Origin of the sequence: Corynebacterium nasicanis, from assembly GCF_042658165.1 — a bacterium.
In the GTDB taxonomy this organism is placed as follows: Bacteria; Actinomycetota; Actinomycetes; order Mycobacteriales; family Mycobacteriaceae; genus Corynebacterium; species Corynebacterium nasicanis.
On the sequence record NZ_JBHSQE010000003.1, the window covers coordinates 330,073 to 354,193 of the forward strand.

The following is a 24,121-nucleotide window of genomic DNA, read 5'->3' on the forward strand; positions in this document are numbered from 1 at the left end:
CCGGGGTAGGAGGGGATATGACCCACTTCACTTTTCCGCCCCTCCCCGCTACACTCAAGATTGTTCAACAATCTAGAGGAGGCGGACAGCAATGGCAGAGATCGACCTCAACGCAGACCTCGGTGAAACCACCGCCGGGAACCCGGTGGCCGATGACGCCGCGATGATTCAGCTGGTCTCCAGCGCGAACGTCGCGTGTGGGTTTCACGCCGGTGATCCCCACGACATCGCCCGCACGGTGGAGGCGGCGGCCCAGCGGGGAGTGACCGTCGGCGCGCACGTCGGATATCGGGATGCCGCCGGGTTCGGTCGGCGCTTCATCGAGTACGCCCCGAACGAGCTCGCCGATGAAGTCCTCTATCAGATCGGCGCCCTCGAGGCCCTGGCCCGCAAGCACGGCACCACCATCCGCTACGTCAAACCGCACGGCGCCCTCTACAACGCGATTGTCCATCATGCCGAGCAGTCGCAGGCCGTGATCGACGGCATCAAGGCCTTCGGCGGGGATCTGGCGGTCATGCTGCTGCCGGGTGGCATCGCGGTGCACCACGCGGAGAAGGCAGGTCTGCGGGTGATCTCCGAGGCTTTCGCCGACCGCAACTACCTTCCCGACGGCACCCTCGTCCCCCGCAGCAGGCCCGATGCGGTGATCTCGGATCCCGAGGTCGTCGCCGCCCGGGTCCTGCAGCTGGCCGATACCGGCACCATCACCGCTGTCGACGGCACGGTGCTCAACGTCCCGGCCACCTCGGTGTGCGTCCATGGTGATTCCCCCGGCTCGGTGGCGATGACCCAGTCGATCGTCGACAGGCTCCGGGCCGCAGGTATCGAGATCCGGAGTGCCCTGTGATTCACCGCGTCGGCTCCCGGGCGGTCCTCGTCGACCTGCCGGACCTGGGCACGGTCATGGCGTGGCACGCCGCCCTGACAACGGCCCCGCTCCAGGGACAGGTGGATGTCATCGCCGCCGCCCGGACCATCCTGGTCACCACGAATTCCCCGCGCGCCGCCGCGCGTGCTGCGCAGGAGCTGCGGACGTTCAGTCCGCCGGGCGTCGATAAGCAGGCCGCCGACGAGGTCTCCATTGACGTGGTCTACGACGGCGCGGATCTCCACGTCGCCGCCGAACTCGCCGGGATGTCGCCCGCGGCCCTCATCGACTGGCACACCTCCCAGCAGTGGCGGGGCGCCTTCGGCGGTTTCGCCCCGGGCTTCACTTATTGCGTGCCCGCTGATCCGGCCCGGGCGCTGGACATTCCGCGTCGGGAGTCCCCGCGCACCGAGGTGCCGGCGGGGGCGGTGGGTCTGGCCGGTGACTTTTCGGCGGTGTACCCGCGGCAGTCGCCGGGGGGTTGGCAGCTCATCGGCACCACGGTGACCCCGATGTGGGATTCCTCCGCGCAGCCGCCCGCGCTCATCGCTCCGGGGGACAGCGTGCACTACCGGGCGGTGCGCGAGCACGTCACGCTTTCCCGTGCGGAGTCCGCAGCTGCGGACTTTTCCGCCCCGGCGCGCCCCGTTCTGCAGGTGGCCGATCCCGGATTGCTCACCCTCGTCCAGGACCTGGGCCGTCCGGGCCACGGCAACCTGGGGGTCACCGAATCGGGGGCCGCGGACCGCGCGTCCGCGCGCGCGGCCAACGCTGCGGTGGGCAACCCCTCCGGCGCGGCGGTGCTGGAGAACATCGGCGGGCTGGAGCTCACGGCGTTGGTGGACACTGTCGTCGCGGTGACCGGCGCACGTAGCGCGGTCACTGTGGAGGACCGTCCGGTCGAGCTGGGGAACGCCGTACTGCTCAGCTCCGGCGACACCCTCCACGTGGAAGCCCCGAGCCTGGGGCTGCGTTCCTATGTGGCGGTTCGTGGCGGTCTCGTGGATACGCCGGTCCTCGGGTCGCAGGCCACGGATGTGCTCTCGGGCCTGGGACCGCGGGCGATCACCGGGGGAGTGGTGAGCGCGGGTCCGGCCCCGCGCGGAGCCGCGGCGACCCGGGTGAGCAACCCGCTGCGCGTCACCGAACGTGAGGGCACCACCCACGCCGAGCTGCGCTGCGTTCCTGGCCCCCGCGAGGACTGGTTCCTCGCCGGCATGGAGGCGCTGACCCGCCAGGTGTGGCAGGTCAGCGGCCAGTCGAACCGCGTCGGGCTACGCCTGGAGGGCGAGCCCCTCGAGCGCGGCCGCACCGGGGAGCTGGCCAGCGAGGGCATCGTCGCCGGGTCGGTGCAGATCCCCGCGAACGGCCTACCCGTCGTCTTCCTCCGCGATCACCCGGTCACCGGCGGCTACCCGGTGGTGGCCACCGTGCTCGCCGAGGACCTTGATATCGCCGCCCAGCTGCCCCCCGGCGGCACCGTCAGTTTCCTACCCGTCGACCCTGAAAGTAGAGACACATGAGTTCGCTGAGCGCTGTCCTGATCGCCAACCGCGGCGAGATCGCCGTCCGAATCGCCCGGGTCGCCCGGGACCTGGGGATCCGCTCCATCGCGGTGTACTCGGAGCCGGACACCGGCGCGCTGCACACCCTCGTCGCGGACGAGGCCTATCAGCTGCCCGGCTCCACGTCCGCGGAGACGTATCTCAACCAGGCCGCGCTTATCGACGTCGCCGTCCGCGCCGGCGCCGACTGCGTCCATCCCGGCTACGGGTTCCTCTCGGAGAACTCGGACTTCGCCCGCGCGGTCACTCGCGCCGGGCTGACGTGGATCGGCCCGACGGCGGAGAACATCGACACCCTCGGTGACAAGGTGGCGGCCCGGCGCATCGCCCTGGAGGTCGGCGCCCCGCTGGCCCCGGGCACCCCGGACCCCATCGACGACTGGCAGGAGGCGCAGGACTTCGCTGAGGAGCACGGGTTGCCCATCGCCATCAAGGCGGCCTTCGGTGGCGGCGGCCGCGGCCTCAAGGTGGTGGACGCACTGGAGGACATCGAGGATGCCTTCGCCGCCGCGGGCCGGGAGGCACGGGAGGCGTTCGGGCGGGGCGAGTGTTACGTCGAGAAGTTCCTCACCCGCCCCCGCCACGTCGAGGCGCAGGTGGTGGCGGACATGCACGGCAATGTCCGCGTACTGGGTACCCGGGACTGTTCGACGCAGCGTCGGTACCAGAAGCTCATCGAGGAGGCCCCGGCGCCCTTCCTCAGCGAGGAACAGAACCGGCAGATCGTGGAGGGCGCCCGGAGCATCTGCCAGCGCGCCGGGTACGTCGGCGCCGGCACGGTGGAGTTCATCGTGTCGGAGGACGGGACGGTGTCCTTCCTGGAGGTCAACACCCGCGTCCAGGTGGAGCATCCGGTGACCGAGGCCGTGACGGGTATCGACATCATCGCCGAGCAGTTCCGCATCGCCGCCGGCGAGGAGCTCAGCTTCCAGGAGGATCCGCAGCCCCACGGTCATGCCTTCGAGTTCCGCATCAACGCCGAGGACGTGGCCCACGGTTTCGTCCCCAGCCCCGGCACCGTCACCTCCTTCGAAGCGCCGGCCGGCCCCGGCATCCGGGTGGATTCGGGCGTGCGTTCCGGCTCCGAGGTCCCGGGTTTCTACGATTCCCTGCTGGCCAAGCTCATCGTCTGGGGGCCGGACCGCGCCAGCGCCATGCGGCGCGCCGCCCGCGCCCTCGAGGAGATGACGGTACGCGGAGTGCGGACGGTCATCCCCTTCCACCGGGACATGGTCACCCATCCGGCCTTCGCCGGGGAGCGGCTCGAGGTGTTCACCAACTGGGTGGACACCGAGTACACCCCGCGGCACAGCGCGGCGGGCGGCGACATCGAGCACGTGTACACCGAGCGTGAGCACATGATCATCGAGATCGACGGGCGTATGCACCGGGTGGGGATCCCCACCGGGCTGCTCGGGCGAGCCGTCGCCCCCGCGCCGGAGGAACCCGAGCAAGAGAACACCGAGGGCGCGATCCTGTCGCCCTTCGCCGGATCTCTGGTGGCCTGGCAGGTCGCGGACGGGGACGAGGTTTCGGAGGGGCAGGCCGTGGCCAGCGTCGAGGCCATGAAGATGGAGAGCGTGGTCACGGCACCGGTGGCCGGCACGCTGCGTATCGACGTCCAGCCGGGGGAGAAGATCACGAAGGGCGGCATTCTGGGGACCATCTCCTAGACTGATCGGCATGCGTGCCGATTCTGCCGCCGCGGCGATGCGCCGGGCGATCTCCGCCGGAGAGTATGCGCCCGGAGAACAGCTCATCGAGGCCGAGATGGTCGAGAAGCTCACGGTCTCCCGCAACACACTGCGGGAGGCCTTCGCCATGCTGGTGGCGGACGGGCTCGTGGAGAGGATCCGCAATCGGGGGGTGTTCATCGCCCAGTTCGGGGCCGCGGAGATCCGGGATCTCTATCTGGCCCGCGCGGCCATCGAGCCGGCGGCGCTGGCCTGGGGGGAGCAACAGGACGTCGATAAGCTCGACGAGGCGGTCACCCTCGCGGAAGCGGCGCTGGCGGCCGGGCGGCACGCGGACGTGGCGACGGCGAACCAGCAGTTCCACCGGCAGATCGTGGCGGGCATGGGCTCGGCCACGCTGGATGAGACCATGGACCGGCTGCTCGCGCGGATGCGCCTGGTGTTCCTGCAGGTGCTGCAGCGCGAGCCGGGGTTCCACGGCGATTACGTCGGCCTCAACCGCCGCGTGGTCACGCTGCTGTCAGCGGGGCGACACAGCGACGCCGCCGAGGCTCTGCACCATTCGCTCGCGCAGACCAGTCGGCGGGTGCAGGAGATCATCGCTCAGGGCACTTGATAGGTCAGGTCACGGGCATCGGTGATGAGCATGTGTCCGGGGCTGTGGCTGATGGCCAGGGACGGGCGCGAGGCTGCGACCACCGCCTGCGGAGTGACACCGCAGGCCCAGAACACGGGGACGTCATCGTCCATGAAGTCGACCGCGTCGCCATAATCGGGGCGAGAGAGATCGGTGATGCCGAGCGCAGCGGGGTCCCCGATGTGGACCGGGGCGCCGTGAACTGCCGGGTAGCGGGAGGTGATGCGCACTGCGTCAGCCACCTGCCGGGCCGGGATCGGGCGCATCGACACGACGAGGGGGCCGGAGAAACGGCCGGCCGGAACGGTGTCGACATTCGTGCGGTACATGGGGACGTTGCGACCCTGGTCGATGTGTGCGATGCGGATGCCGTTGTCCTGTAGTGCGCCCTCGAAGGTGAAGGAGCAGCCGATGAGGAAGGCGACGAGATCTTCACGCCACCAGTCGGTGGCAACCGGAGCTTCGTCGACCAGCTCGCCGTCGCGGAACAGGCGGTAGGAGGGGATGTCGGTGCGGATGTCCCCACCCGCGAGCAGTGGCGAGGACACCTCCCCGGCCTCGAGAACCCCGAGCAGGGGACAGGGTTTCGGATTGCGCTGCGCGAACAACAGGAAGTCGAACGCATCCTCTTGCGGCAACGCCAGCAGATTTGCCTGCGCGAATCCAGGAGCCAGACCGGAGGTGGGCGTGATGAGGCCCGCGCGGAAACGGGCCCGCTCCGCGGACGGCGTCAGGCGCTCCACAGCGCCGCAATTCCGGAGAGCGACATGTAGCCCAGGAAAATGGTGAGCAGCCAGGCCAGGCCACCGACGATCAGCAGCCACCGCGGGTAGGAGTAGCCCTGCAGCAGGTCGGTGCGCTTCCACGCCACCCATAGCACGACCGCGAAGCCGATGGGCAGGATGAGCCCGTTGAAGGCGCCGGCGAAGATGAGCAGGGCCTGCGGGGCGGTGTTGAGGATAAGGAAGGCGACCGCGCAGACCGCGATGAACGCCACGGTGAGGCCGGTGCGCACACGGGGGTTGGTGGTCTGCCGGGTGACGAAGGTGATCGAGGTGTAGGAGGCGCCGATGACCGAGGTCAGGCCGGCCGCCCACAGCACGACGCCGAAGAAGCGCAGTCCGATCTCGCCCGCGGCGTGGGAGAAGGCGTCGGCGGCGGTGCTGTCCTTGGAGAGTGTGACGCCGGTGGCGACGACCCCGAGGATGGCCAGGAAGAGCAGGGCGCGCATGATGCCGGTGACGACGATGCCCAGGACGGAGGCCCGCGTGATGTGGCGGATGTTCTCGGGGCCGGTGATGCGGCTGTCGATCATGCGGTGCGCGCCGGCGAAAGTGATGTAGCCGCCGACGGTGCCGCCGATGAGGGTGGTGATGACGAGGAAGTCGACCTCCTCCGGCAGGACCGTGTTCTTCAGGGCCTCGCCGACCGGGGGCTGGGAGACGATGGCCACGTAGAGCATGAGCAGGATCATCACGGCGCCGAGGCCGACGACGATGCGGTCGAGGGCCAGCCCGGCCTTCTTCGACATGAAGATGAGGATGGCGATGACGGCGGAGATCGCGCCGCCGAGGCGGGCGTCGAGACCCAGCATGGCGTTGAGGCCGAGGCCGGTGCCGGCGATGTTGCCGATGTTGAACACCAGCCCGCCGACGAAGACGAAGGCCGCCATCACCCATCCGAGGTAGGGGACGACGGTGTTGCCGAGCTCGTTGGCCCGCATGCCGGAGACCGCCAGGACGCGCCAGACGTTCAGCTGGATGGCGATGTCCACGATGATCGACACCAGGATGGCGAACGCGAAGGCCGCGCCCATCCGCGCGGTGAAGACGCTGGTCTGGGTGAGGAAGCCGGGTCCGATGGCGCTGGTCGCCATGAGGAACATGGCGCCGAGCAGGGCGCTGCGGCGGGTGGCGGTGGTGACGGCGGATGCCGCACGGGTGGGGGTGTTACTCATCTCATGGAGCCTCTCTTTCAGTGATGCAGATCATTGTAAAGGATTGTTGAACAATTTCTAGACCCCTCGTGGCTTAACCTTGACCAATGACCCGCATCCACGGCCTCGACCTGGCCCGCGCGCTGGCGATCATCGGCATGATGGCCGCCCACATCGGCCCCGAACGCTTCCTCACCGACGGCTACCCCTCGGTCCTGTTCGCCGTGCTCGCGGGCGTGTCGATGGGCCTCATCGCCTCCCGTTCCCCGCTTCTCGACGCCCGCCTCCCCCTGCTCACCCGCGCCGTCCTCCTCATCGGGCTCGGCGTGCTCCTGGATGCGCTGCAGTTCGGGATCGCCGTGGTGCTCATCGCCATCGGCGTGTCCTACCTGCTGCTGCTCCCGCTCCTCGGCTGGAGTACCCGCCGCCTGCTGCTCGTGCTCGCCGGGCTCGTGGTGCTCGGCCCGCTGCTCGGGGCGGCGCAGCACACCCTGTACATCGCGTGGGGCAGCGAGTTCTTCTCCGATCTGCTGTTCGGCCCCTACCCCCTCACCGCCTGGCTGGCCTACACGCTCCTCGGCTTCCTCCTGCACCGCCTGGCCCTCCATCGCGAACTGTGGCTGCTGGTCGGAGGAGTGGTGGTTTTCGTCCTTGCGCAGGGCATCATCGAGGTCAGCGGGTTCCGCGTCGGCGCCCACGATGGGCTTAATTTCCTGGGGGAGTGGCTGCAGGGGGCGCCGCATTCGGGCGGGCTTCTCGACGTCCTCACCTCCGCCGGGCTGGCCACCGCCGTCATCGGGGTCTGCCTCCTGGCCTGCCGGGTCGGGGCAATCGTGTGGGCCACCTACCCGCTGCGCTCCCTTGGCGCGATGTCACTGACGGTGTATGTCACACACGTGCTCATCACGAGCGTCGCCAACGGCACGGTGGTGTCCTTCGACGGCCTCTCCGGCGAGGTGTACTCCGACTACGTCCCGGAAGAGTACTCCGAGTATGCCTGGAGCAAGTATCCGCCGGAGCTGGACAAGGGCGATATCTACGATCTCCCGCTGTGGCCCGAGCTCTTCCTGTGGCAGCTGCTCGGATTCCTCGTCTTCGCCTCGCTGTGGCGCTGGCGGTTCCGGCGGGGTCCGGCGGAGTGGGCGATGCACCGGGCGGTGGGCTCCACTGCCGGGGGCCAGCCTGAAAAGCTCACCTGAGCTTCTCGACGTCCTGGTCTTTCAGCCCCTCCCGGGTCCGGCGAGGTAAGGGAATCAGGCGGACACTCCCGAAGCGCGGACCTATCGACAATCATTGTCATCTAGGATCAGGGGCATGATGAATCACATGCATGACGGCTGCGCTCCCGACCGACACCGCGATGCGATCCTGGCGGGCGAGACGGGCATCACGACACCCGTCCCGAACCTCCGGGTGGAGGGGGCGCCCCGGCCCGTTGTCACCGTCACCGGGTTCACTCTCGTTCCGGAGGTCATTGAACGTTCCCACCAGGTGCCCGTGATCGTGCTGGTGGGCGCCCCGCTGCAGAGTGGGGTCGCTGACCTGCGATCTCGGCTCACGGCGCTGGCCGAAAGTGCCGGCCTGCGCTGGATCCTGGGAATTCTTGACCCGGACAAGGATCCGCACGCGGCAATGCAGTTCCGGCCCCGTCAGCTGCCCAGTGTCTTCGCGGTGGCCGCAGGAACCACCGTGGCGGTGTTCGAACCGGGGCTGGCGAGACGAGATCTCGGCGACTGGGTGGAGGAGGTGCTGCGCAGTACCTCCGGGCGACTCCGGGGACTGTCGCCCACTACACCTGAGCCACCATCTCCTCCCAGGTGAGGGTGGCGCCCTCCAGGCGGCGCAGGAGGTCGGGGCCGTCGAGGTCGATGCCGATGAGCACGATCTCGCTGCCCGGGGTGAGCTCGGTCTGCGACCACCGGGCGGCGGGGCGGATGCTCAGGTCGGGGCCCGCCTGGTGCCAGATCTGTACGGCGTCGAGGTGCTCCGCGATCCAGCAGTGGCCCTTGGAACGGACCAGGCCGACGGTGGAGCGCAGGACGTCGAGAAGTCGCTCCTGGCGGAAGGGGCGCTCGGAGCGGAAGGTGACGGAGCTGATGCCGAACTCCTCCGTCTCCGGGGTGTGCGGGTTGGCCAGCTCGTCGGTGTAGCCCTCGTAGGTGCGCGCGGTGTGCTCGTCGTAGAGGTCGGCGCCGAGGATGTCATCGATGATGGGGTGTCCGTCCGCGAGGCCGTCGATAAGCACGCCGAGCCGGGCGCGGGGGTTCATGGCGGCGACGAGGGAGAGGGTCTGGTCGAGGCGCCGCTGATCGACGAGGTCCGCCTTCGTCACGTAAATCCGGTCCGCGAATTCAACCTGGTCGCTGAGCAGGTCCGCGACGGTGCGTTCGTCCGCGGGGAGGGTGGCGCGGTGGCGGATCTGGTCGAGGAACTGGCGGGCGTCGACAAGCGTCACCATCGTGTCGAGGGGCGCCCGGTCCGCCAGCCGCGTGCCGTCCTCCCATTCCCATTCGAAGGTGGCGGCCACGGGCATCGGCTCGGAGATGCCGGTGGATTCGATGAGGATGTGGTCGAAAGTGCCGGCGGCGGCGAGCGTGCTGACGGATTCCACCAGATCCTCGCGCAGGGTGCAGCAGATGCAGCCATTGCTCAGTTCGATGAAGCGGTCCTCGCCGCGGACGAGGTGGCCTTCGGCGGCGATGAGGGCGGCGTCGATGTTGACCTCGGAAAAGTCATTGACGATGACGGCGATCTTCTTGTCGCCGGCGTGGCGCAGGACCTGGTTGAGCAGGGTGGTCTTGCCGGAGCCAAGGAATCCGGAGAGGACGGTGACGGGCGTGGGTGCGGGCATGGCGGCGCTTTCTGCAGGGGGTGCTGACCCGCGCAGTGTACAACACTAATGAAAACTGTTCTCAATAACGCGGGGGTGGCGCGGCGGAAATCCGGTCCAGCAGGCACGGTTTTGCCCGGGAAAGAATCCCGAGGTCCGCACCCCCGACCCCGGGGCAGAAGCCCGGGAAAGCCCTGAGTTGGTCCGAAAGGTGGAGATCCCGCCAGGTTAGGCACGGGCGCGGATGATTCGTAGCATGTTCGGACCGTCGGAAGGTCCGGCGTTGACTGGAGATCCCAATGTCCACACCCGTCGTCGTCGACGAGGCGCAGGCCGCACATCCCGCGCCGCGCCGCCACCTCATCCCGCTCCTCCTCGGACCCGCCCTCGGTCTGCTGCTGGCCCTTGTGCTGCCTGATTCCCTCGCCTTCGAGGGCCGCGCCGTGGCCGGCTGCGCCCTGTGGATGGCCCTGTGGTGGGTGACCGAGGCCGCCCCCATCCCGGTGACCTCGATGCTTCCGCTCGTGCTCTTCCCGCTCTTCGGCATGGCCACGATGAAGGAGGTGGCCGCACCCTATGCGGACACCGTCATCTTCCTCGTCATGGGCGGTGTCATGCTCGGCCTGGCCACCGAGAAATCCGGCCTGCACATCCGCATCGCGCTGCTCACGGTCAAGGCGGTGGGCACGAAACCCTCGCAGATCGTCCTCGGCCTCATGATCGCCTCCGCGTTCATCTCCGCCTGGGTGTCCAACACCGCGACCGCCGTCATCATGGTGCCCATCGCCACCTCCATCCTGCAGCTCGTCCGCCAGGTGGACGAGAAGGCCGCGGGCACGAAGTTCGCCGCCTCCATGCTCCTCGGCGTCGCTTACGGAGTGACCATCGGTTCCACCGCCACGCTCATCGGTCAGCCGCCCATGGCGCTGATGAAGGCCTATGTCGGCGAAGCGCTCGGCATCGAGATCGGCTTCGCCCAGTGGATGCTCGTCGGCGTCCCGTGGGCGGTCGTCATGCTCGCGCTGGCCTGGGTCGTGCTGAGCAAAATCGTCTACCGCCCCGAGGTCGACGAGATCCCCGGCGGCCGGCAGCTCATCCAGGACGAGATCACCACCCTCGGCGCCATGTCCACCGCGGAGCGCCGCATCGCCGCCATCTTCCTCACCGCCATCTTCTTCTGGGTCTTCGTCCCCTTCATCGCCGACATCCCCGCCGTCGCCGAGACCCTGCCCTTCCTGGGCACGATCAACGACTCCCAGGTGGCCGTCGCCGCCGCCATCGCGTGCTTCCTCACCCCGTCCGGCCGGAGCGTGGGGGAGCGCCGCACCCTGCTCGTGTGGGCCGACTCCAAGGAAGTGCCCTGGGGGCTGCTCCTCCTCTTCGGCGGCGGACTGTCCCTGTCGGCCATGTTCACCGCCACCGGCCTCAGCGAATGGATCGGCGCCCAGGTCGAGGGCCTGTCCTCCATGCCGTCCTGGGTCATCATCGTCGCCGTCATGATCGTCTCCCTCGGCCTGACGGAACTGACCTCCAACACCGCCACCGCGGCCGCCTTCTTCCCGATCTTCGGCGCCGTCGCCGTCGGCGCAGGCGTTGACCCCCTGCTGATGACCTTCGTGGTCACCCTCGCCGTGTGCTCCGCCTTCATGCTCCCCGTCGCCACCCCCTCCAACGCCGTGGCCTTCGGCTCCGGCCAGGTGACCATCAAGCAGATGGTCCGCGCCGGCTTCTGGCTCAACTTCGTCGCCCTCGGCCTCATCCTCGTGGTCATCTACACGCTGGTGCCGCTGGTGTTCGGGGTGGCTCCCTAGGTCGGGGTTGCTTATCGACGCCCCGCCTCCCGCGCCTGCCACAACTGCCAGGCGCCCAGCCCTGCGGCGACCAGCGCACAGAGGATCACAACGTAGATAAGCGGACTGTCGGCGGTGGTGGCGGAGCTGCTCAGCGCCGCCATCGGGTTGGCCTGCCGCGCGGCCTGCGAGTCGGCGGCGTTGATGGATCCGCTCCAGAGGCGGCCGTCGAGGGTGCTCAGCAGGTATCCGGCATAGAGCACTCCCGTGGCCACGGCGACAATATTGCCCACGCGAGCATTGCGCCGGTGCACCACCACGGCTGCCGCGATGAGGCCGACGATCGCCAGGATCGTCGCGATCATCAGCAGCCCGTGGATCATCGTCTCCTCCGAGTAGCTGTCCCGTGATCCGGTGGCGCGCATGCCGCTCATCATCGCCCCGAACCCGAATCCGTTGAACGCTCCGGTGATCGCCGATTCGCCCACGGACGATCCCCAGAACCCCATGTTGATCGCCGCACGGTGCGTCATCGACACGTAATACCAGGGGAACAGCGCCAAGAGGATGATGAGCAGCGCGCTGCCCCCGTACACCTTCGTCGGCAGCGGTAGCGTCCGGGTCTGAGCCAGCCGCGCGCGGTTGGCTGGCGTGTCGATCTTGCCGCGAGTCTGCGCGAACGTCGCCTGCGCTTGGCGGCCCAACGCTCGAGTACCGCCCCCGACCTTGCTGCCCAGGTCGCGCACCTTAGCGGCGTATTCGGTGTGCGGGGGCTGCTGTTGCGGGTGCTGTGGCTGGGGCTGCTGTTGCGGCTGCGGCTGCGGAGGGATCCTGCCCTCAAGCTCCGGCCAGTGTCCCGAATTGTGCGACGGTGTGGTCATCGTGCTGCCTTTCCCTGCAGTGTGAGCTGATGACCTCACCGTAACGCGCCCGAAACAGCAGGTCACGCCAGTGGGGAGTGCTCCCCGGGGCGTGGTGGATACCTACTTTCGCCGGCTATCGTCGGCGAGGTGAATGAGACGATTTTCGACGCCCTACCTTCCGCACGCATCGTTCGCGTGACCCGCCGTGTGGCGGGAGTCAAGCACATCGACGTCGGGCAGGCGTGGTCCTGCACTCCCTCCACCTTGAGGATTCGAGAGCTGACCGCCCGCCGCTATGTCGATCTACCGCTCTCTGAGGTGACAGCCGTAGAGATCATCGGTCTCTACCTCAAGGACTACGGGTCTTAACCGAAGAGCTTGCGATGGATCGCCTCGGCGATGTCGTGAATCTTCTCGACGTAGCGGTCGCGCTGATTGATCTGGTTGCCCCGCACACCGTCTTTGCTCACCAAACCCGCAATGGGGGAGTGGACGTCCTGAGCAGTGGCCGGCATGGATGACATTTGCGGCATGTGCCCGAGGAGAAGTTCCTCGGAGTCCTGGCCCAGGCTCTTGGCAATTCGCTTGGCTTCCTCGGGAAAGCGGTGGCGGAAGCGCTCGAATGCGCCGATGAGCTGCTCCTCGCCGCCGGACTTCTTCTTGATGTACTCCAACGTGGTGTACCCGAGGTAGGTGAGGTTATGGCCGTTCTCCCCGGGCAGGCGCAGTGACCTGCTCTTCTTCTCGAAACTCGAGGAGTAGCTCTGCCATTTGTTGACGTTGCCCTCCTTCATCTCGCTGTACTCGGCCACCCAATCCTCAAACCAGCGCGCGAGATTGCCGAATGCATGGAAACTAAACAAGTCCGTCGCAGTCGGTGTAGCGAAGGCGTCGCAGCCGAGGAGCACCGTGCGGTTGAAGGGGCCCAGGCTGGGTCCCACGTCGAACATGATGATGTCGTAGCGGTCCGCATCCTCCATGGCGGTAGCCAGCTGACCCGCCCAGTGGATGCGGCGAAAAGCAGCGGTCTCCTTGCTATTCGCCGACTGCCAGGCGTTACTCATGTCGTCTTCAACCTGTGAAAGGGAGGGATGGCCAGCGAGAACATCGACGCCAAATCGCTCGGAGCGATACGTCACGATCTCCTTTTCAATCTCAGGTTCACCCTCGCGCAGCGGGATGAAGAGGCCGAAGACGGTCCTGGCGTAAGACTTGAGCAGGGCTTCCTCGGGGTCCTCCACAGAGGCGTAAATGTCCGCCGTCTGTTCCTCTGTGAGCATGAGCTGCGTCGCGTTGCACTGCGGGTCGCAGTCGACATAGAGAACGCGGTGGCCGCGCTCCGCGAAGTCGTGGGCGATGTTGGTGGACAAGGTCGTTTTTCCGACCCCACCCTTGTTGTTGAACAGGCTCAGCGTACGAATTTTGGAGGACATGACCTACCCCGGGACGTGGTCGCCGCGAGGGGGACCGAGAAACCAATGGATATCCAAAGGCTAGCGGAATAGGTGCCGCAGGGGTGATTAGTCCTTCCCATGTGTGGGGAGCGTCCCACTATCGACGAGGTACCGGAACAAGCCAAGCTCAACTGGGGAATCGAGCTGCAGCCCCATCGTCACGACGTCGTGAGCACGATCGCCCTCACCCTGCATGGTGGTTTGGATGGCATTCTTGCTTTCGGCGGTTCCCAGATAGAAAAAGTCCGTGCCGTCAGCGTCACTCTTCTTGACAAACAGGTACAGCGGAACCTGGTGATGAAGGATAGGCTGCAATTCGTTGCTGTGGAGGGTGCGGTCACTGCGAGAGAACCAGGTCATCAAGCTGGGACTGTGGAACTCGTCGAGATACTTCGTGCTTGCGGAGACATCCGGATCCTTGTCGTAGGTAACAAAGATGGGGCAAGTCGAGGTGGCCTTGTCGATTTTGTACCCGTAAATCGTCGACTCCTGGTTGCTCTCCCACAGCAGCAGACGGCACGCATCCTTGCGGCTGTACCTATTGCCGACGACCAACTCACCCCGCCACGAGTGCTGGGCCTTGTTGAGGAAGAGCGAGGTCTCCAGAAGGTCGTCGACGTGAGCTCGGAAGGACTGAGCTGCGTGCAGAGGTTCAGAGTGGGCGGCGTAGGAGTAGTAGAGGCCAGCAAACTCGGGGTCGATGGAGAGGGTGTCCTGCTCCACCCGGATGAGCGAGATGTCTCCCAACTGCTTCCGGCGCCGTGCGTTGAAAAATTCCAACGTGAGCATGCGCTCGACGGACGACAACATGGCAGGAGCCGACGTCGTATTGTGCCCTTCGAGCAGCATTCGGAAGTCCGTTCGCGTCATGCTTGTTTCCCGCAGGAGAGACTGGAGGAGAAGAGTTTCGTGGGGACGGAGACCGTTGAGAATCTCGGTGCTTAGGAATTTCAGGTACTGAGCTTCGCGGGGCACCGGCCCGTTATCGACGAAACCGAGGGAGTGGAGAAGGCTCCAGTAGTCTCCAAACTTGCTGGCCAGAACGAAGGGATCGATGGTGTCGAAACGCGCGAAATCGATGAGCTTGGGGATCTGGCCGAGGCGGTGGCGGAGGGTAGAAATAGCCTCCTTGAACTCCCGCTTGCCTGCCAACTGGACCTTCGCCAGAGAGTTGAGGATTCTCTCCTGCGAAATGCGGTCGAAGTTTATGCTCGACGTCCCCAGGGAGACTCCCTTCGTCTCCGAGCTGATGATCTTTTCCCGCAGACTGTCCTTGTTGGCGGAATGATCGCCGGTGAGAGCGATGGGGATGAGGTAGTTGTTGGCGTAGTTGCCGATGAAGTCAATGACGCGCAGATGGTCCTTGCCCTCAGCTTTTCGCAGTCCGCGACCCAATTGCTGGGTGAAGATGATGCTGGATTGGGTGCCCCGCAGCATGATGATCTGGTTGATCGACGGGATATCGATGCCTTCGTTGAAGATATCGACGGTGAGGATGTAATCGAGTTCGCCAGCCTCCAGCCGAGCAACGGCGTCCTCACGCGCTGCTTCTGTATCTGATCCGGTCAGTGCGATAGTACGCAGCACCTGGCCGTTGAAGAGCCGTTGATTGAGCTTCGCAGAGAGCAGCTCTGCTTCCTTCTTCCGGCTGCAGAACACCAGGCCCTTCACACCCCGTGGGTAACCATAGACACGGAGCATCTCGAGGAGATAGTCGATGCGTTCGTCGCTCACGAGCTCCTCGAGGGAGGATTCGTCATTGGGGACCCGTCCCTGGCGGTCTTCGAAGTCTGCCACGCCGTAATAGTGAAACGGAGCCAGCATTTTGGAGCGGAGGGCGTCGTGGAGACGGATCTCGTAGGGGACGTTGTAATCGAAGAGCTCAAAGATGTTGAAGCCATCGGTGCGTTCGGGTGTCGCTGTGAGTCCCAAGAGGAACGAGGGCTTGAAGTGGTCGATGAGCTGCCGGTAGCTCTCAGCCCCAGCCCGATGAACTTCATCGATGATGATGTAATCGAATCCACGAGGATCGATAGTGGGCAACGTGTCGGGCCGAGAGAGCGATTGATACGAGGCGAAGACGTACTTCCGATCGATCTGTTTCTTGCCACCCACAAAGAGACCGAAATCCGAGGAAGGAGCCCGGAGAACTTTGCGGAACTCCTCAACGGCTTTGGTGAGAATTTGCTCACGATGCACCACGAAAAGTAAGCGCTGTGGTTTCGCGCTGCGCACGGCCAGTGCCGCCAGGATGGTCTTACCGGTGCCCGTTGCTGAGATGATCACGGCCCGCTTCTCGCCGGCGTCGATAACCTCCCCGAGCTTGTCCAGTGCCTCCGCCTGCATCATGTTGGGCACAATGAGTTCGCCCTCGGCCGTCATGTCGACCAGTCGATCGTGTTTGACTACGAGGGAACGAGCAACGCGGGTTGCTTCGTAGTGTTCTATCCAGTCACGGGTGAGTCGCAGGGCTCGATCGCGCTGGCGGGCGACCGCTGCATGTAGTTGGCTGACAACATGACCGTCAGGGAGCGCGGAAAAGCGCAGGTTCCATTCTTGATTGACCATCAGCGCGCGATCGGTGAGATTCGAGCTGCCGATGATCGCAGTGATGCCGTACTGCTGCTCGAAGACGTAGCCTTTCGCGTGAAATCCCTCCTCGATACCGGGGTCAACGTACACATCGACCCCATCGAGGTTGAGCAGCTCTCTGAACACATCTGGTTCGTTGAAGTCGAGGTAGCGGGACGTGATGATAGTCCCGCTACCTGCGAATTCATGAAGGGCCTGCTTAAGAATCGCGAGACCAGAACTGGTAATGAAGGCGACGGAGAAAATGAAACTCTTCGACCGGGCGAGCTCCTCCTTGAGCGCCCGCAGCATCGTGTTGTCCTCGGCGTTCGAGATCAGCACAGGGTTGTGTAACTGATCCGCCGGGAGGCTAGCGTTGAGGAAACCGAACTCGAGATCTCGGGTGAGCGAGGAGACGTGGGGCATCATGGAGCGAGCTTCTCCACGATGATCTCGACAGCGGGGATATCCGCGGGCGCCCAATCGAGCGTTCCCAACTCCTCGGGCCGAAGCCAACGCAGCGCCGCGTGTTCGGTAAGCCGCGGCTCACCTGCCACAAGTTGGCAAAAGTAGGTGGAGAGCACGACGGTTCCAAAGGAATACTCGTGCGCCGTTGTCGTGATGAAATCACCGACGGCGACGTCGCAAAGAAGTTCTTCTTGAAGCTCCCGGATCAGCGCATTCTGGGGGCTTTCCTCTTCTTCAATCTTGCCTCCCGGAAACTCCCACATCCCGGGAAGAGCCTTCCCCGGGCCTCGCTGGACAGCAAAAACGTGGCCGTTTCGCACGATTACCGCGCCCACGACGTCAATGTGCTGTGACATGGAGACCTCTCACTCTTGGCTTGATACTCAATAGTAGAGGTCTCGGAGGAGAAGGCAGTCCTCAGAACGCCCGGTACCGCGGGAGGTGGACGACCTACCGCAGTTCGGAGTTGCTGGCGGCAGAGGCGGCGCGCACGATCTCGTCGATAATCCGCGCGGCCACGCGAGCGGTCCGGTTGTCCACATCGAAGTGGGGGTTGAGCTCGACGACGTCGACAAGCCGGAGCTTGCCGGTCGACGCCAGGGCGCGGGCCATGGACAGGATCTTCTGCAGCTCGACGCCGAAGGCGGCGGGAGCGCTCACTCCCGGCGCGGTGGCTGCAGGAAGGACGTCAAGATCGATGCTCAGGTGGACCACCTCGAGCTCTGCCACTGATTCCCTCGCGATAGCCGCACATTCTTCCGCGGTCATGGACGCGATGTCCTCGTCGGTGATGACCTGCGCCCCGAGGTCGGCTGCGGTGTCGAAGAGCGTGCGGGTATTTGACGGGCGGGAGATCCCGAAGACGGAATAGTGGAACTCGGATTCGTCGAGGTCGGCAATCTGCCGGAAGGGGGTTCCCGAGGTGGGTCGATCTGCCTGTCGCAGATCGAAGTGGGCATCCAAGTTGACGATGGCCACCGGGTGATCCAGCGCGGAACGCAGCCCGCGATGGGTGCCGAAGGCGGTCTCGTGGCCCCCTCCCAGCACGATCGTCAGGTGGCCGGCCGCGACAATGTCGCGCACGTGGGCGCTCAGGAGGTCGTGACCGGTCTCCAGATCGGTTCCGTGTACGGCAATGGTGCCGGCATCGTAGAGCGGCATGTCGTGATGAACGGCCATCGAGGCCAGGGCATCACGAATCGCCTGTGGCCCCTCGGCCGCGCCCTGCCGACCACCGTTGCGGCGCACACCTTCGTCAGAGGAGAAGCCGAGCAGGGCGACGCCGGCAGGGGAGTGGTCACCCAGTCGTTGGATGCTGGAGTGCCACCGAGCGTGCTCCGGACCCGGGCCGTCATGTCGTCCGGACCACTCACTGACATGGATGGATTCGGAAGGGGAAGTCGGATTCATGCACGAAGGATATGCTTCGGCGCCTCCTTTCGGCTGTATCCTCGGGACATCATCTGTCCGAGATACCAGACTAGGAGGGCATGGTCGTGGGTCAGGTTCCTGCTGCAAGGCATACGTTGAGAATTCTCACGCTGCTCGCTTCCCTGGATGTTCCGGTCTCTGCCGCCCGGATCCGGTCCGAGCTTGATCTTCCACGGTCCACGACCTATCACCTGCTCAAGGTCATGCAGGATGCGGGGTACGTGGTGCGCATTCCCGATGACAACACCTACGGTCTGGGACTGATCGCCTATTCCATGGCGAGTGCCTACACACAGCAGCAGCCGCTCGTGAGAGTGGGGGCTCGCCTTCTCGAGCAGGCCGCCAATCTGGTCTCGGGGTCAGGGCACATCTCTCGTTTGTCAGGATCCGAGGTCCTCTATCTCCACGAGATTCGGGCACAGGGGGCGGTGTCGTTGGTGACAGAGATCGGGGTTCGGCTGCCCGCTCCGCGCACCGCCTCGGGACGTTCGATGCTGGCGTTCCTGCCCGAGGTGGAGGCGCGTGCGGCGTTCGCGGCTGCGCCTTCGCAGGGCGTGACGCTGAGGGAGTTTCAGGGGCACCTGGCGGAGATTCGGTCTCGCGGGTGGGCCGAGGAGATCGAAGAGGTGTCTAGAGGGCAGCAGACGGTGGCCGTGCCGGTGATCGATCATCTCGATCGCCCGGCGGCGTCCCTGGCGGTCACGTTTCCCGTCCGTCGCCTGGAACCGCCCCAGATCACGGAGTTGCTCGAGCGTCTGCTGGCTGCTTCCGCGAAGCTCTCAGCGAGTGTCTACGGCCGTCGGCCCTAAAATCACAGTTTTTTCTGAGGAAAAGCGGCTTTTGGGGCAGGAGAGAACCGGTCCTCTAGCTGGGGAATCTCGTATCTGAGACACAGGGCTGTGTTTTCCTCTTCAGTGGGCGGCGCGGGGGCCATAGCTTCTCCTACATAAGTGAACCAGAACACAGTGAGTTCGAACTATGGCGCGGGATACCTCCCGGCGTCCCGGAGAGACCGCTGTCTGACCTTGTGTAAGGAGAACACCGTGTCTGAATCCCGTGAAGTTCGAGCCCCCCGCGGCACTGAGCTGAGTGCCAAGAGCTGGCAGACCGAAGCGCCGCTGCGCATGCTCATGAACAACCTCGATCCCGAGGTGGCTGAGCACCCCGAGGACCTGGTCGTCTACGGCGGCACCGGCCGCGCCGCCCGCAGCTGGGAGGCCTTCGACGCGATCGTCGATACGCTGCGTGACCTGGAGGAGGACGAGACCCTGCTCGTCCAGTCGGGCAAGCCGGTCGGTGTCTTCCGCACCAACGTGTGGGCGCCGCGCGTCCTCCTCGCCAACTCCAACCTCGTCGGCGACTGGGCCAACTGGCCGGAGTTCCGCCGCCTCGAGGCTGAGGGCCTCATGATGTACGGCCAGATGACCGCCGGTTCCTGGATCTACATCGCCACCCAGGGCATTCTGCAGGGCACCTACGAGACCTTCGCCGCCATCGGCCGCAAGCGCTTCAACAACACTCTGGCCGGGACCCTGACCCTGACCGGTGGCTGTGGTGGCATGGGCGGCGCGCAGCCCCTCTCGGTCACCCTCAACGGCGGTGCCTGCCTCATCGTTGACGTGGATGAGTCGCGCCTGAAGCGACGTCAGGCCAAGCGCTACCTCGACGTCGTCACCGATGACATCGAGGACGCGATCAGGCAGGTCTCGCAGGCCAAGGAGGAGCGCAAGCCGCTGTCCGTCGGACTCGTCGGCAACGCCGCCGAGGTCTTCCCGGAGATGCTGCGCCGCCACCGCGCCGGGGAGATCACCGTCGACATCGTCACCGACCAGACCTCCGCCCACGACCCGCTGGCCTACCTGCCGATGGAGATCTCCGTGGAGGACTGGCACCGCGAGGCAGCCGAAGATCCCGTCACCTTCACCAAGAAGGCGCGCGAGTCCATGGCCGCTCAGGTTCAGGCGATGGTCGAGTTCCAGGACGAGGGCGCCGAGGTCTTCGACTACGGCAACTCCATCCGCGACGAGGCCCGTCACGCCGGCTACAGCCGCGCCTTTGAGTTCCCCGGCTTCGTCCCCGCCTACATCCGCCCCCTGTTCTGTGAGGGGCTCGGCCCCTTCCGCTGGGTGGCACTGTCCGGCGACCCGGAGGACATCAAGGTCACCGACCAGGCGATCAAGGAGCTCTTCCCGGACAACGAGCACCTCCACCGCTGGCTCGACGCCGCCGATGAGTTCGTCGAGTTCGAGGGCCTCCCGGCCCGCATCTGCTGGCTCGGATACGGCGAGCGTCACAAGGCCGGACTGCGCTTCAACGAGCTCGTCGCCGAAGGCAAGCTCAAGGCGCCTATCGTCATCGGACGCGACCACCTCGACTCCGGTTCCGTCGCCTCCCCCTACCGCGAGACCGAAGCGATGCTCGACGGTTCCGACGCCATCGCCGACTGGCCGCTCCTCAATGCCCTGACCTCCACCTCGTCGGGCGCCACCTGGGTCTCCATTCACCATGGCGGCGGTGTCGGCATCGGCCGCTCCATCCACGCGGGCCAGGTCACCGTTGCCGACGGCACGGAGCTGGCCGCCGCCAAGCTCACCGCGGTGCTGACCAACGACCCGGGCATGGGTGTCATCCGCCACGTGGACGCCGGTTACGACCGCGCCAACGAGGTCGCCGAAGAGCGTGGGGTCCGGATCCCGATGCCGTTCCAGAGCCGCGAAAGCAACTAGCACCAGACCCGGCTCTGCACGACGCCGTTGAACCCGGCGTCGTGCACGGGCCACCGTTCCACCATCACTGAAATACACGTCGCGCACCCGGACGACGGCGAGGTCCTCGTCGAGGGTGCTGTGTGCGACTTCACCGTCGATCAGGCGATCCACGGTCCGCCGGCTGCAGAACGGCGAGTACGCCCGAGCAACCACTCACCTGACCGTTTCACGAGCGACCTGTCGGATTTCGATGTTGAGACGCTCCAGGACAGAAAAGAGACATCAATGAGCACCGCACAATCGAGTCCGACCAATTCTCGTTCCTTATGGAAGTTCTTCCTCTACAGCTCCATCGGCATCGTCGCCTTTTTCGTGCCGTTCTCTCTGGGAGGCCAGTCCACGATTCTTCTCGATCATTTGGTCGGGTGGATCGAGGACACTCTCGGCTCGGGCACGAAGTTTCTCATCTACGCCATGATCGTGGCCGGCACCGTCTTCCCCTTCGTCAGTGGGCGCTGGAGGAAGTCAACGGCCCGGACGATCTTTGCGGTCCTCGGTGTGGTGGGCCTCGCAGTGGCGACCATGCTCGTCTTCAATTTCGGACCGTCGATCGTGTTCGACCCTGCTCTGGGGCCCTTCCTGTTCGATAAGCTCGTCATCCCCGTCGGGCTCCTGATTCCGGTCGGCTCCATCTTCCTCGCCTTCCTCATCAGCTTTGGTCTGATGGAGTTTGTCGGCGTCTTCGTCCAGCCGTTCATGCGCCCCGTATTCAAGACCCCGGGACGATCCGCCATCGATGCCGTCGCATCATTTGTGGGCAGTTACTCCCTCGGCCTCCTCATCACGAACCGGGTTTACCATGCAGGCGGCTACACGGCTAAGGAAGCAGCGATCGTGGCAGCCGGATTCTCGACTGTTTCCGCCACGTTCATGGTCGTCATCGCCCGCACCCTGGAGCTCATGCACGTATGGAGCCTCTACTTCTTCGCGACGCTGGTCGTCACCTTCGCCGCATCGATCATCCTGGTGCGCATCCCTCCGCTGAGCACGGTCGGCGACGACTACTACCCCGGTTGCGTACCGCAGCCGGAGGAGAAGGTCACCAGCAACCGGATGTCCGCAGCGTGGCGCGAGGCCGAGAAGACCCTGGATGCCTGCCCTCCAATTCAGAACATCGTGTGGCAGAACTTCCGCGACGGCATGGTCATGACGATGCAGATCCTGCCGGGCATCATGTCGGTGGGCTTCATCGGGCTGCTGGTGGCCAAGTTCACCCCGGTGTTCAAGGTCCTGGGCCTGGTGTTCTACCCCCTCGTGTCGCTCCTCCAGATTCCCGATCCCCGGCTCGCCTCCGAGGCCCTGGCCATCGGCCTGGCGGAACTGTTCCTGCCGGCGACCCTGGTGGCAGGCCATGAGTCCGAGGTCCTGCGGATGATCATCGCCATCGTGTCGGTGTCCCAGGTGTTCTTCTTCTCCTCCATGATCCCGGCCGTTCTCGCCACCGACATCCCCCTCAAGGTGTGGCACATGGTCGTGATGTGGTTCCAGCGGGTGGTCCTCAGCACCGTGCTCGCCACTCCTCTCGCCTTTCTCATCTCCGGTTAAAACGAAGGACCAGCAATGACTTCCACTCTGTTCACAGGAATCTCTGAAGCCCGCACCGTGTCTGAGGCAGGCACGATCCGGGACGCCGCGATCGTCGTCGAGGATGGCGTGGTCCAGTGGGTAGGCCCCCGCACGCACGCGCCTGCGGCCGACAATGCCGTTGACCTGCAGGACAAGGCTGTGCTGCCCGGATGGGTGGACTCCCACACCCACATGGTTTTCGCCGGCAGTCGTGCCGCCGAGTTCGAGAGCCGGATGGCAGGCGAGGACTATCAGGCCGGGGGAATCGCCGTCACCATGGAGGCCACCCGCGCCGCCGGCCTCGGGCAGCTGGAGAAGCTGCTGCGTGACAGGATCCGCGGGGCCCACGCCGGGGGAACCACCTCTCTGGAAACGAAGACCGGATACGGTCTCGATGTCCCGAGTGAGCAGATGGCTGCGAAACTGGCGGCCGAGTATGTCGGGGACGTGACCTTCCTGGGTGCACACCTTGTGCCCCCGGGCGCGAATGCCGAGGAGTATGTCGACCTCGTGGTGGGGGACATGCTGAATGCAGTCGTCGACTATGTCGACTGGATCGATGTGTTCTGTGAGCGGGGCGCCTTCGACGAAGAACAGTCCCGGCGGGTGCTCAAGGCCGGACAAGAGCGCGGCCTCGGGCTGCGGGTGCACGGGAATCAGCTGGGCGAAGGGCCGGGAGTGCAGCTCGCGGTGGAGCTCGGAGCGGCGAGTGTCGATCACGTGAACTACGTGACAGACGCCGATGTGGAGGCCCTTGCCTCTTCCGACACGGTGGCGACACTCCTGCCGGCCTGCGATCTGTCCACCCGCCAGCCTCTGGCTCCGGCGCGCAGGCTTATCGACGCCGGCGCGCACATCGCCATCGCCTCCAATCTCAACCCAGGGACGTCCAACACGTCGTCGATGAACTTCTGCGTCGGCACCGCCGTGCTCCAGCAGTACCTCAGCCTCGACGAGGCCATTCACGCGGCGACATCGGGTGGCGCGCGTGCGCTGCTGCGTCACGACGTCGGTGGCGGCCGTGACCCGCGCGGCAGGCCGGCCAAGGGGACGATCGTCCCGGGTGCGGCCGCGGACTTCCACGTGCTCACTACGCCCCAGGCGATCGACCTCGCGTTTCGTCCGGGCATGCCCATGACGTGGCGGGCCTATGTCGCAGGCGAGCTTGTGCATGAGAATGGCTGAGCTTCTGCGGCGTGACCTCCGCTAGCTGTACTTCCCCGTGACGTTGTGAACGCGTTGCATGGGGGTTAAGCCGCCGATGGCGGTGTGGGCTCGGTGGCAATTGTAGTCGTGGATAAAGTCCGCGTACGTTGCCTGCCGGGCCTTCTCACTTGTGTAGGGCTGGGCGTAGGCCCATTCGGTCATTAACGTCCGGTTGAACCGCTCGACCTTGCCGTTGGTTTGCGGACGGTACGCCCGAGTGAACCTATGAGACACGTCCTGGCCGATGGCCGCGGCAAACGCGTGGGAGCGGTAGGAAGAGCCGTTATCGGTCATCACACGTTTCACCGTGATCCCCAGGCTGTCGAAGTAAGCCCGGGCTCGTGCCCAGAATCTGGCTGCGGTCTCCTTTTTCTCATCATCGAGGATCTCGGAGTAGACCACACGGGAATGATCATCGACGGCGTGATGCAGGTAGGAATACCCACGCCCCGGTTTGGCCCCGGCCCTCCA

General features: G+C 65.5%; 21 protein-coding genes. 12 read left to right on the top strand and 9 right to left on the bottom strand.

Annotation, left to right across the window (positions count from 1 at the left end):
* Window positions 1–91: 91 nt before the first annotated feature.
* Genes ACFPUZ_RS06180 through ACFPUZ_RS06195 form a run of 4 tightly spaced genes read left to right on the top strand, consistent with a single transcriptional unit; the run spans window position 92 to window position 4,746 of the window.
* On the top strand, window positions 92–850 hold the full coding sequence (locus ACFPUZ_RS06180; RefSeq protein WP_377000898.1) for a LamB/YcsF family protein: 759 nt from the start codon (window positions 92–94) through the stop codon (window positions 848–850).
* Window positions 847–2,394, top strand: a complete 1,548-nt coding sequence (locus tag ACFPUZ_RS06185; protein ID WP_377000899.1) for a 5-oxoprolinase subunit B/C family protein — start codon at window positions 847–849, stop codon at window positions 2,392–2,394. Before ACFPUZ_RS06180 ends, ACFPUZ_RS06185 begins: the two co-directional genes overlap by 4 nt.
* Complete coding sequence (locus tag ACFPUZ_RS06190) at window positions 2,391–4,109, top strand: acetyl/propionyl/methylcrotonyl-CoA carboxylase subunit alpha (RefSeq protein WP_377000900.1); 1,719 nt, start codon at window positions 2,391–2,393, stop codon at window positions 4,107–4,109. Before ACFPUZ_RS06185 ends, ACFPUZ_RS06190 begins: the two co-directional genes overlap by 4 nt.
* 10 nt (window positions 4,110–4,119) lie before the next feature.
* The gene (locus ACFPUZ_RS06195) at window positions 4,120–4,746 is read left to right on the top strand and encodes a GntR family transcriptional regulator (protein ID WP_377000901.1); all 627 of its coding nucleotides are present in this window, start codon (window positions 4,120–4,122) and stop codon (window positions 4,744–4,746) included.
* On the opposite strand, the gene ACFPUZ_RS06200 is transcribed toward ACFPUZ_RS06195, so the two are convergent.
* Window positions 4,734–5,510, bottom strand: a complete 777-nt coding sequence (locus ACFPUZ_RS06200) for a putative hydro-lyase (protein WP_377000902.1) — start codon at window positions 5,508–5,510, stop codon at window positions 4,734–4,736. The genes ACFPUZ_RS06195 and ACFPUZ_RS06200 overlap by 13 nt on opposite strands.
* Window positions 5,498–6,724: an NRAMP family divalent metal transporter gene (locus tag ACFPUZ_RS06205; protein WP_377000903.1), complete on the bottom strand. Its 1,227-nt coding sequence runs from the start codon at window positions 6,722–6,724 to the stop codon at window positions 5,498–5,500. Before ACFPUZ_RS06205 ends, ACFPUZ_RS06200 begins: the two co-directional genes overlap by 13 nt.
* A gap of 86 nt (window positions 6,725–6,810) precedes the next feature.
* Between ACFPUZ_RS06205 and ACFPUZ_RS06210 the strand changes: the two genes are divergently transcribed.
* Together ACFPUZ_RS06210 and ACFPUZ_RS06215 are read left to right on the top strand one after the other, a co-directional pair.
* Complete coding sequence (locus ACFPUZ_RS06210) at window positions 6,811–7,902, top strand: DUF418 domain-containing protein (protein WP_377000904.1); 1,092 nt, start codon at window positions 6,811–6,813, stop codon at window positions 7,900–7,902.
* A gap of 115 nt (window positions 7,903–8,017) precedes the next feature.
* The gene (locus ACFPUZ_RS06215) at window positions 8,018–8,524 is read left to right on the top strand and encodes a thioredoxin domain-containing protein (RefSeq protein ID WP_377000905.1); all 507 of its coding nucleotides are present in this window, start codon (window positions 8,018–8,020) and stop codon (window positions 8,522–8,524) included.
* Here the strand turns inward: ACFPUZ_RS06215 and ACFPUZ_RS06220 are convergent.
* A complete protein-coding gene (locus ACFPUZ_RS06220) occupies window positions 8,493–9,554 on the bottom strand; it encodes a GTP-binding protein (protein ID WP_377000906.1) in 1,062 nt (353 codons plus the stop codon). The two genes, ACFPUZ_RS06215 and ACFPUZ_RS06220, sit on opposite strands and share 32 nt — an antisense overlap.
* A gap of 278 nt (window positions 9,555–9,832) precedes the next feature.
* On the opposite strand from ACFPUZ_RS06220, the gene ACFPUZ_RS06225 reads away from it, so the two are divergent.
* On the top strand, window positions 9,833–11,344 hold the full coding sequence (locus tag ACFPUZ_RS06225) for an SLC13 family permease (protein ID WP_377000907.1): 1,512 nt from the start codon (window positions 9,833–9,835) through the stop codon (window positions 11,342–11,344).
* An 11-nt stretch (window positions 11,345–11,355) separates the two neighbouring features.
* Here ACFPUZ_RS06225 and ACFPUZ_RS06230 read toward each other — a convergent pair whose 3' ends face one another.
* Window positions 11,356–12,204, bottom strand: coding sequence for a hypothetical protein (locus ACFPUZ_RS06230; protein WP_377000908.1), 849 nt, complete (start codon window positions 12,202–12,204; stop codon window positions 11,356–11,358).
* Window positions 12,205–12,333: 129 nt separating this feature from the next.
* On the opposite strand from ACFPUZ_RS06230, the gene ACFPUZ_RS06235 reads away from it, so the two are divergent.
* Window positions 12,334–12,555, top strand: coding sequence for a hypothetical protein (locus ACFPUZ_RS06235; protein WP_377000909.1), 222 nt, complete (start codon window positions 12,334–12,336; stop codon window positions 12,553–12,555).
* Here the strand turns inward: ACFPUZ_RS06235 and ACFPUZ_RS06240 are convergent.
* The 4 genes from ACFPUZ_RS06240 to hutG form a co-directional block, all read right to left on the bottom strand.
* The gene (locus ACFPUZ_RS06240; RefSeq protein ID WP_377000957.1) at window positions 12,552–13,607 is read right to left on the bottom strand and encodes a ParA family protein; all 1,056 of its coding nucleotides are present in this window, start codon (window positions 13,605–13,607) and stop codon (window positions 12,552–12,554) included. The two genes, ACFPUZ_RS06235 and ACFPUZ_RS06240, sit on opposite strands and share 4 nt — an antisense overlap.
* Before the next feature lie 99 nt (window positions 13,608–13,706).
* Window positions 13,707–16,640, bottom strand: a complete 2,934-nt coding sequence (locus ACFPUZ_RS06245; protein ID WP_377000910.1) for a DEAD/DEAH box helicase — start codon at window positions 16,638–16,640, stop codon at window positions 13,707–13,709.
* The gene (locus tag ACFPUZ_RS06250) at window positions 16,637–17,035 is read right to left on the bottom strand and encodes a (deoxy)nucleoside triphosphate pyrophosphohydrolase (RefSeq protein ID WP_377000911.1); all 399 of its coding nucleotides are present in this window, start codon (window positions 17,033–17,035) and stop codon (window positions 16,637–16,639) included. Before ACFPUZ_RS06250 ends, ACFPUZ_RS06245 begins: the two co-directional genes overlap by 4 nt.
* 94 nt (window positions 17,036–17,129) lie before the next feature.
* Window positions 17,130–18,089 (bottom strand): formimidoylglutamase, encoded by a 960-nt coding sequence (gene hutG, locus ACFPUZ_RS06255; RefSeq protein ID WP_377000912.1) that lies wholly within the window; start codon window positions 18,087–18,089, stop codon window positions 17,130–17,132.
* A gap of 80 nt (window positions 18,090–18,169) precedes the next feature.
* Here hutG and ACFPUZ_RS06260 point away from each other — a divergent pair, with 80 nt between their 5' ends.
* The 4 genes from ACFPUZ_RS06260 to hutI all read left to right on the top strand — a co-directional run bounded on the left by ACFPUZ_RS06260 (window position 18,170) and on the right by hutI (window position 23,629).
* Window positions 18,170–18,919 (top strand): IclR family transcriptional regulator, encoded by a 750-nt coding sequence (locus ACFPUZ_RS06260; protein WP_377000913.1) that lies wholly within the window; start codon window positions 18,170–18,172, stop codon window positions 18,917–18,919.
* A 234-nt stretch (window positions 18,920–19,153) separates the two neighbouring features.
* Window positions 19,154–20,836, top strand: coding sequence for a urocanate hydratase (gene hutU, locus ACFPUZ_RS06265; protein WP_377000914.1), 1,683 nt, complete (start codon window positions 19,154–19,156; stop codon window positions 20,834–20,836).
* A gap of 267 nt (window positions 20,837–21,103) precedes the next feature.
* Window positions 21,104–22,423 (top strand): YjiH family protein, encoded by a 1,320-nt coding sequence (locus ACFPUZ_RS06270; protein WP_377000915.1) that lies wholly within the window; start codon window positions 21,104–21,106, stop codon window positions 22,421–22,423.
* Between the two features lie 15 nt (window positions 22,424–22,438).
* Window positions 22,439–23,629, top strand: a complete 1,191-nt coding sequence (hutI, locus tag ACFPUZ_RS06275; protein ID WP_377000916.1) for an imidazolonepropionase — start codon at window positions 22,439–22,441, stop codon at window positions 23,627–23,629.
* Between the two features lie 21 nt (window positions 23,630–23,650).
* Here hutI and ACFPUZ_RS06280 read toward each other — a convergent pair.
* A partial coding sequence (locus ACFPUZ_RS06280; RefSeq protein WP_377000917.1) for an integrase core domain-containing protein occupies window positions 23,651–24,121 on the bottom strand: 471 nt, incomplete at its 5' end.

Bases quoted from the DNA above. Each gene is read 5' to 3' on its own strand.
- hutG (WP_377000912.1), bottom strand. From the start codon at position 18,089: ATGAATCCGACTTCCCCTTCCGAATCCATCCATGTCAGTGAGTGGTCC.
- ACFPUZ_RS06270 (WP_377000915.1), top strand. From the start codon at position 21,104: ATGAGCACCGCACAATCGAGTCCGACCAATTCTCGTTCCTTATGGAAG.
- ACFPUZ_RS06230 (WP_377000908.1), bottom strand. From the start codon at position 12,204: ATGACCACACCGTCGCACAATTCGGGACACTGGCCGGAGCTTGAGGGC.
- ACFPUZ_RS06205 (WP_377000903.1), bottom strand. From the start codon at position 6,724: ATGAGTAACACCCCCACCCGTGCGGCATCCGCCGTCACCACCGCCACC.
- hutI (WP_377000916.1), top strand. From the start codon at position 22,439: ATGACTTCCACTCTGTTCACAGGAATCTCTGAAGCCCGCACCGTGTCT.
- ACFPUZ_RS06195 (WP_377000901.1), top strand. From the start codon at position 4,120: ATGCGTGCCGATTCTGCCGCCGCGGCGATGCGCCGGGCGATCTCCGCC.
- ACFPUZ_RS06210 (WP_377000904.1), top strand. From the start codon at position 6,811: ATGACCCGCATCCACGGCCTCGACCTGGCCCGCGCGCTGGCGATCATC.
- ACFPUZ_RS06245 (WP_377000910.1), bottom strand. From the start codon at position 16,640: ATGATGCCCCACGTCTCCTCGCTCACCCGAGATCTCGAGTTCGGTTTC.
- ACFPUZ_RS06190 (WP_377000900.1), top strand. From the start codon at position 2,391: ATGAGTTCGCTGAGCGCTGTCCTGATCGCCAACCGCGGCGAGATCGCC.
- ACFPUZ_RS06180 (WP_377000898.1), top strand. From the start codon at position 92: ATGGCAGAGATCGACCTCAACGCAGACCTCGGTGAAACCACCGCCGGG.
- ACFPUZ_RS06250 (WP_377000911.1), bottom strand. From the start codon at position 17,035: ATGTCACAGCACATTGACGTCGTGGGCGCGGTAATCGTGCGAAACGGC.
- ACFPUZ_RS06260 (WP_377000913.1), top strand. From the start codon at position 18,170: ATGGTCGTGGGTCAGGTTCCTGCTGCAAGGCATACGTTGAGAATTCTC.
- ACFPUZ_RS06225 (WP_377000907.1), top strand. From the start codon at position 9,833: ATGTCCACACCCGTCGTCGTCGACGAGGCGCAGGCCGCACATCCCGCG.
- ACFPUZ_RS06220 (WP_377000906.1), bottom strand. From the start codon at position 9,554: ATGCCCGCACCCACGCCCGTCACCGTCCTCTCCGGATTCCTTGGCTCC.
- ACFPUZ_RS06215 (WP_377000905.1), top strand. From the start codon at position 8,018: ATGATGAATCACATGCATGACGGCTGCGCTCCCGACCGACACCGCGAT.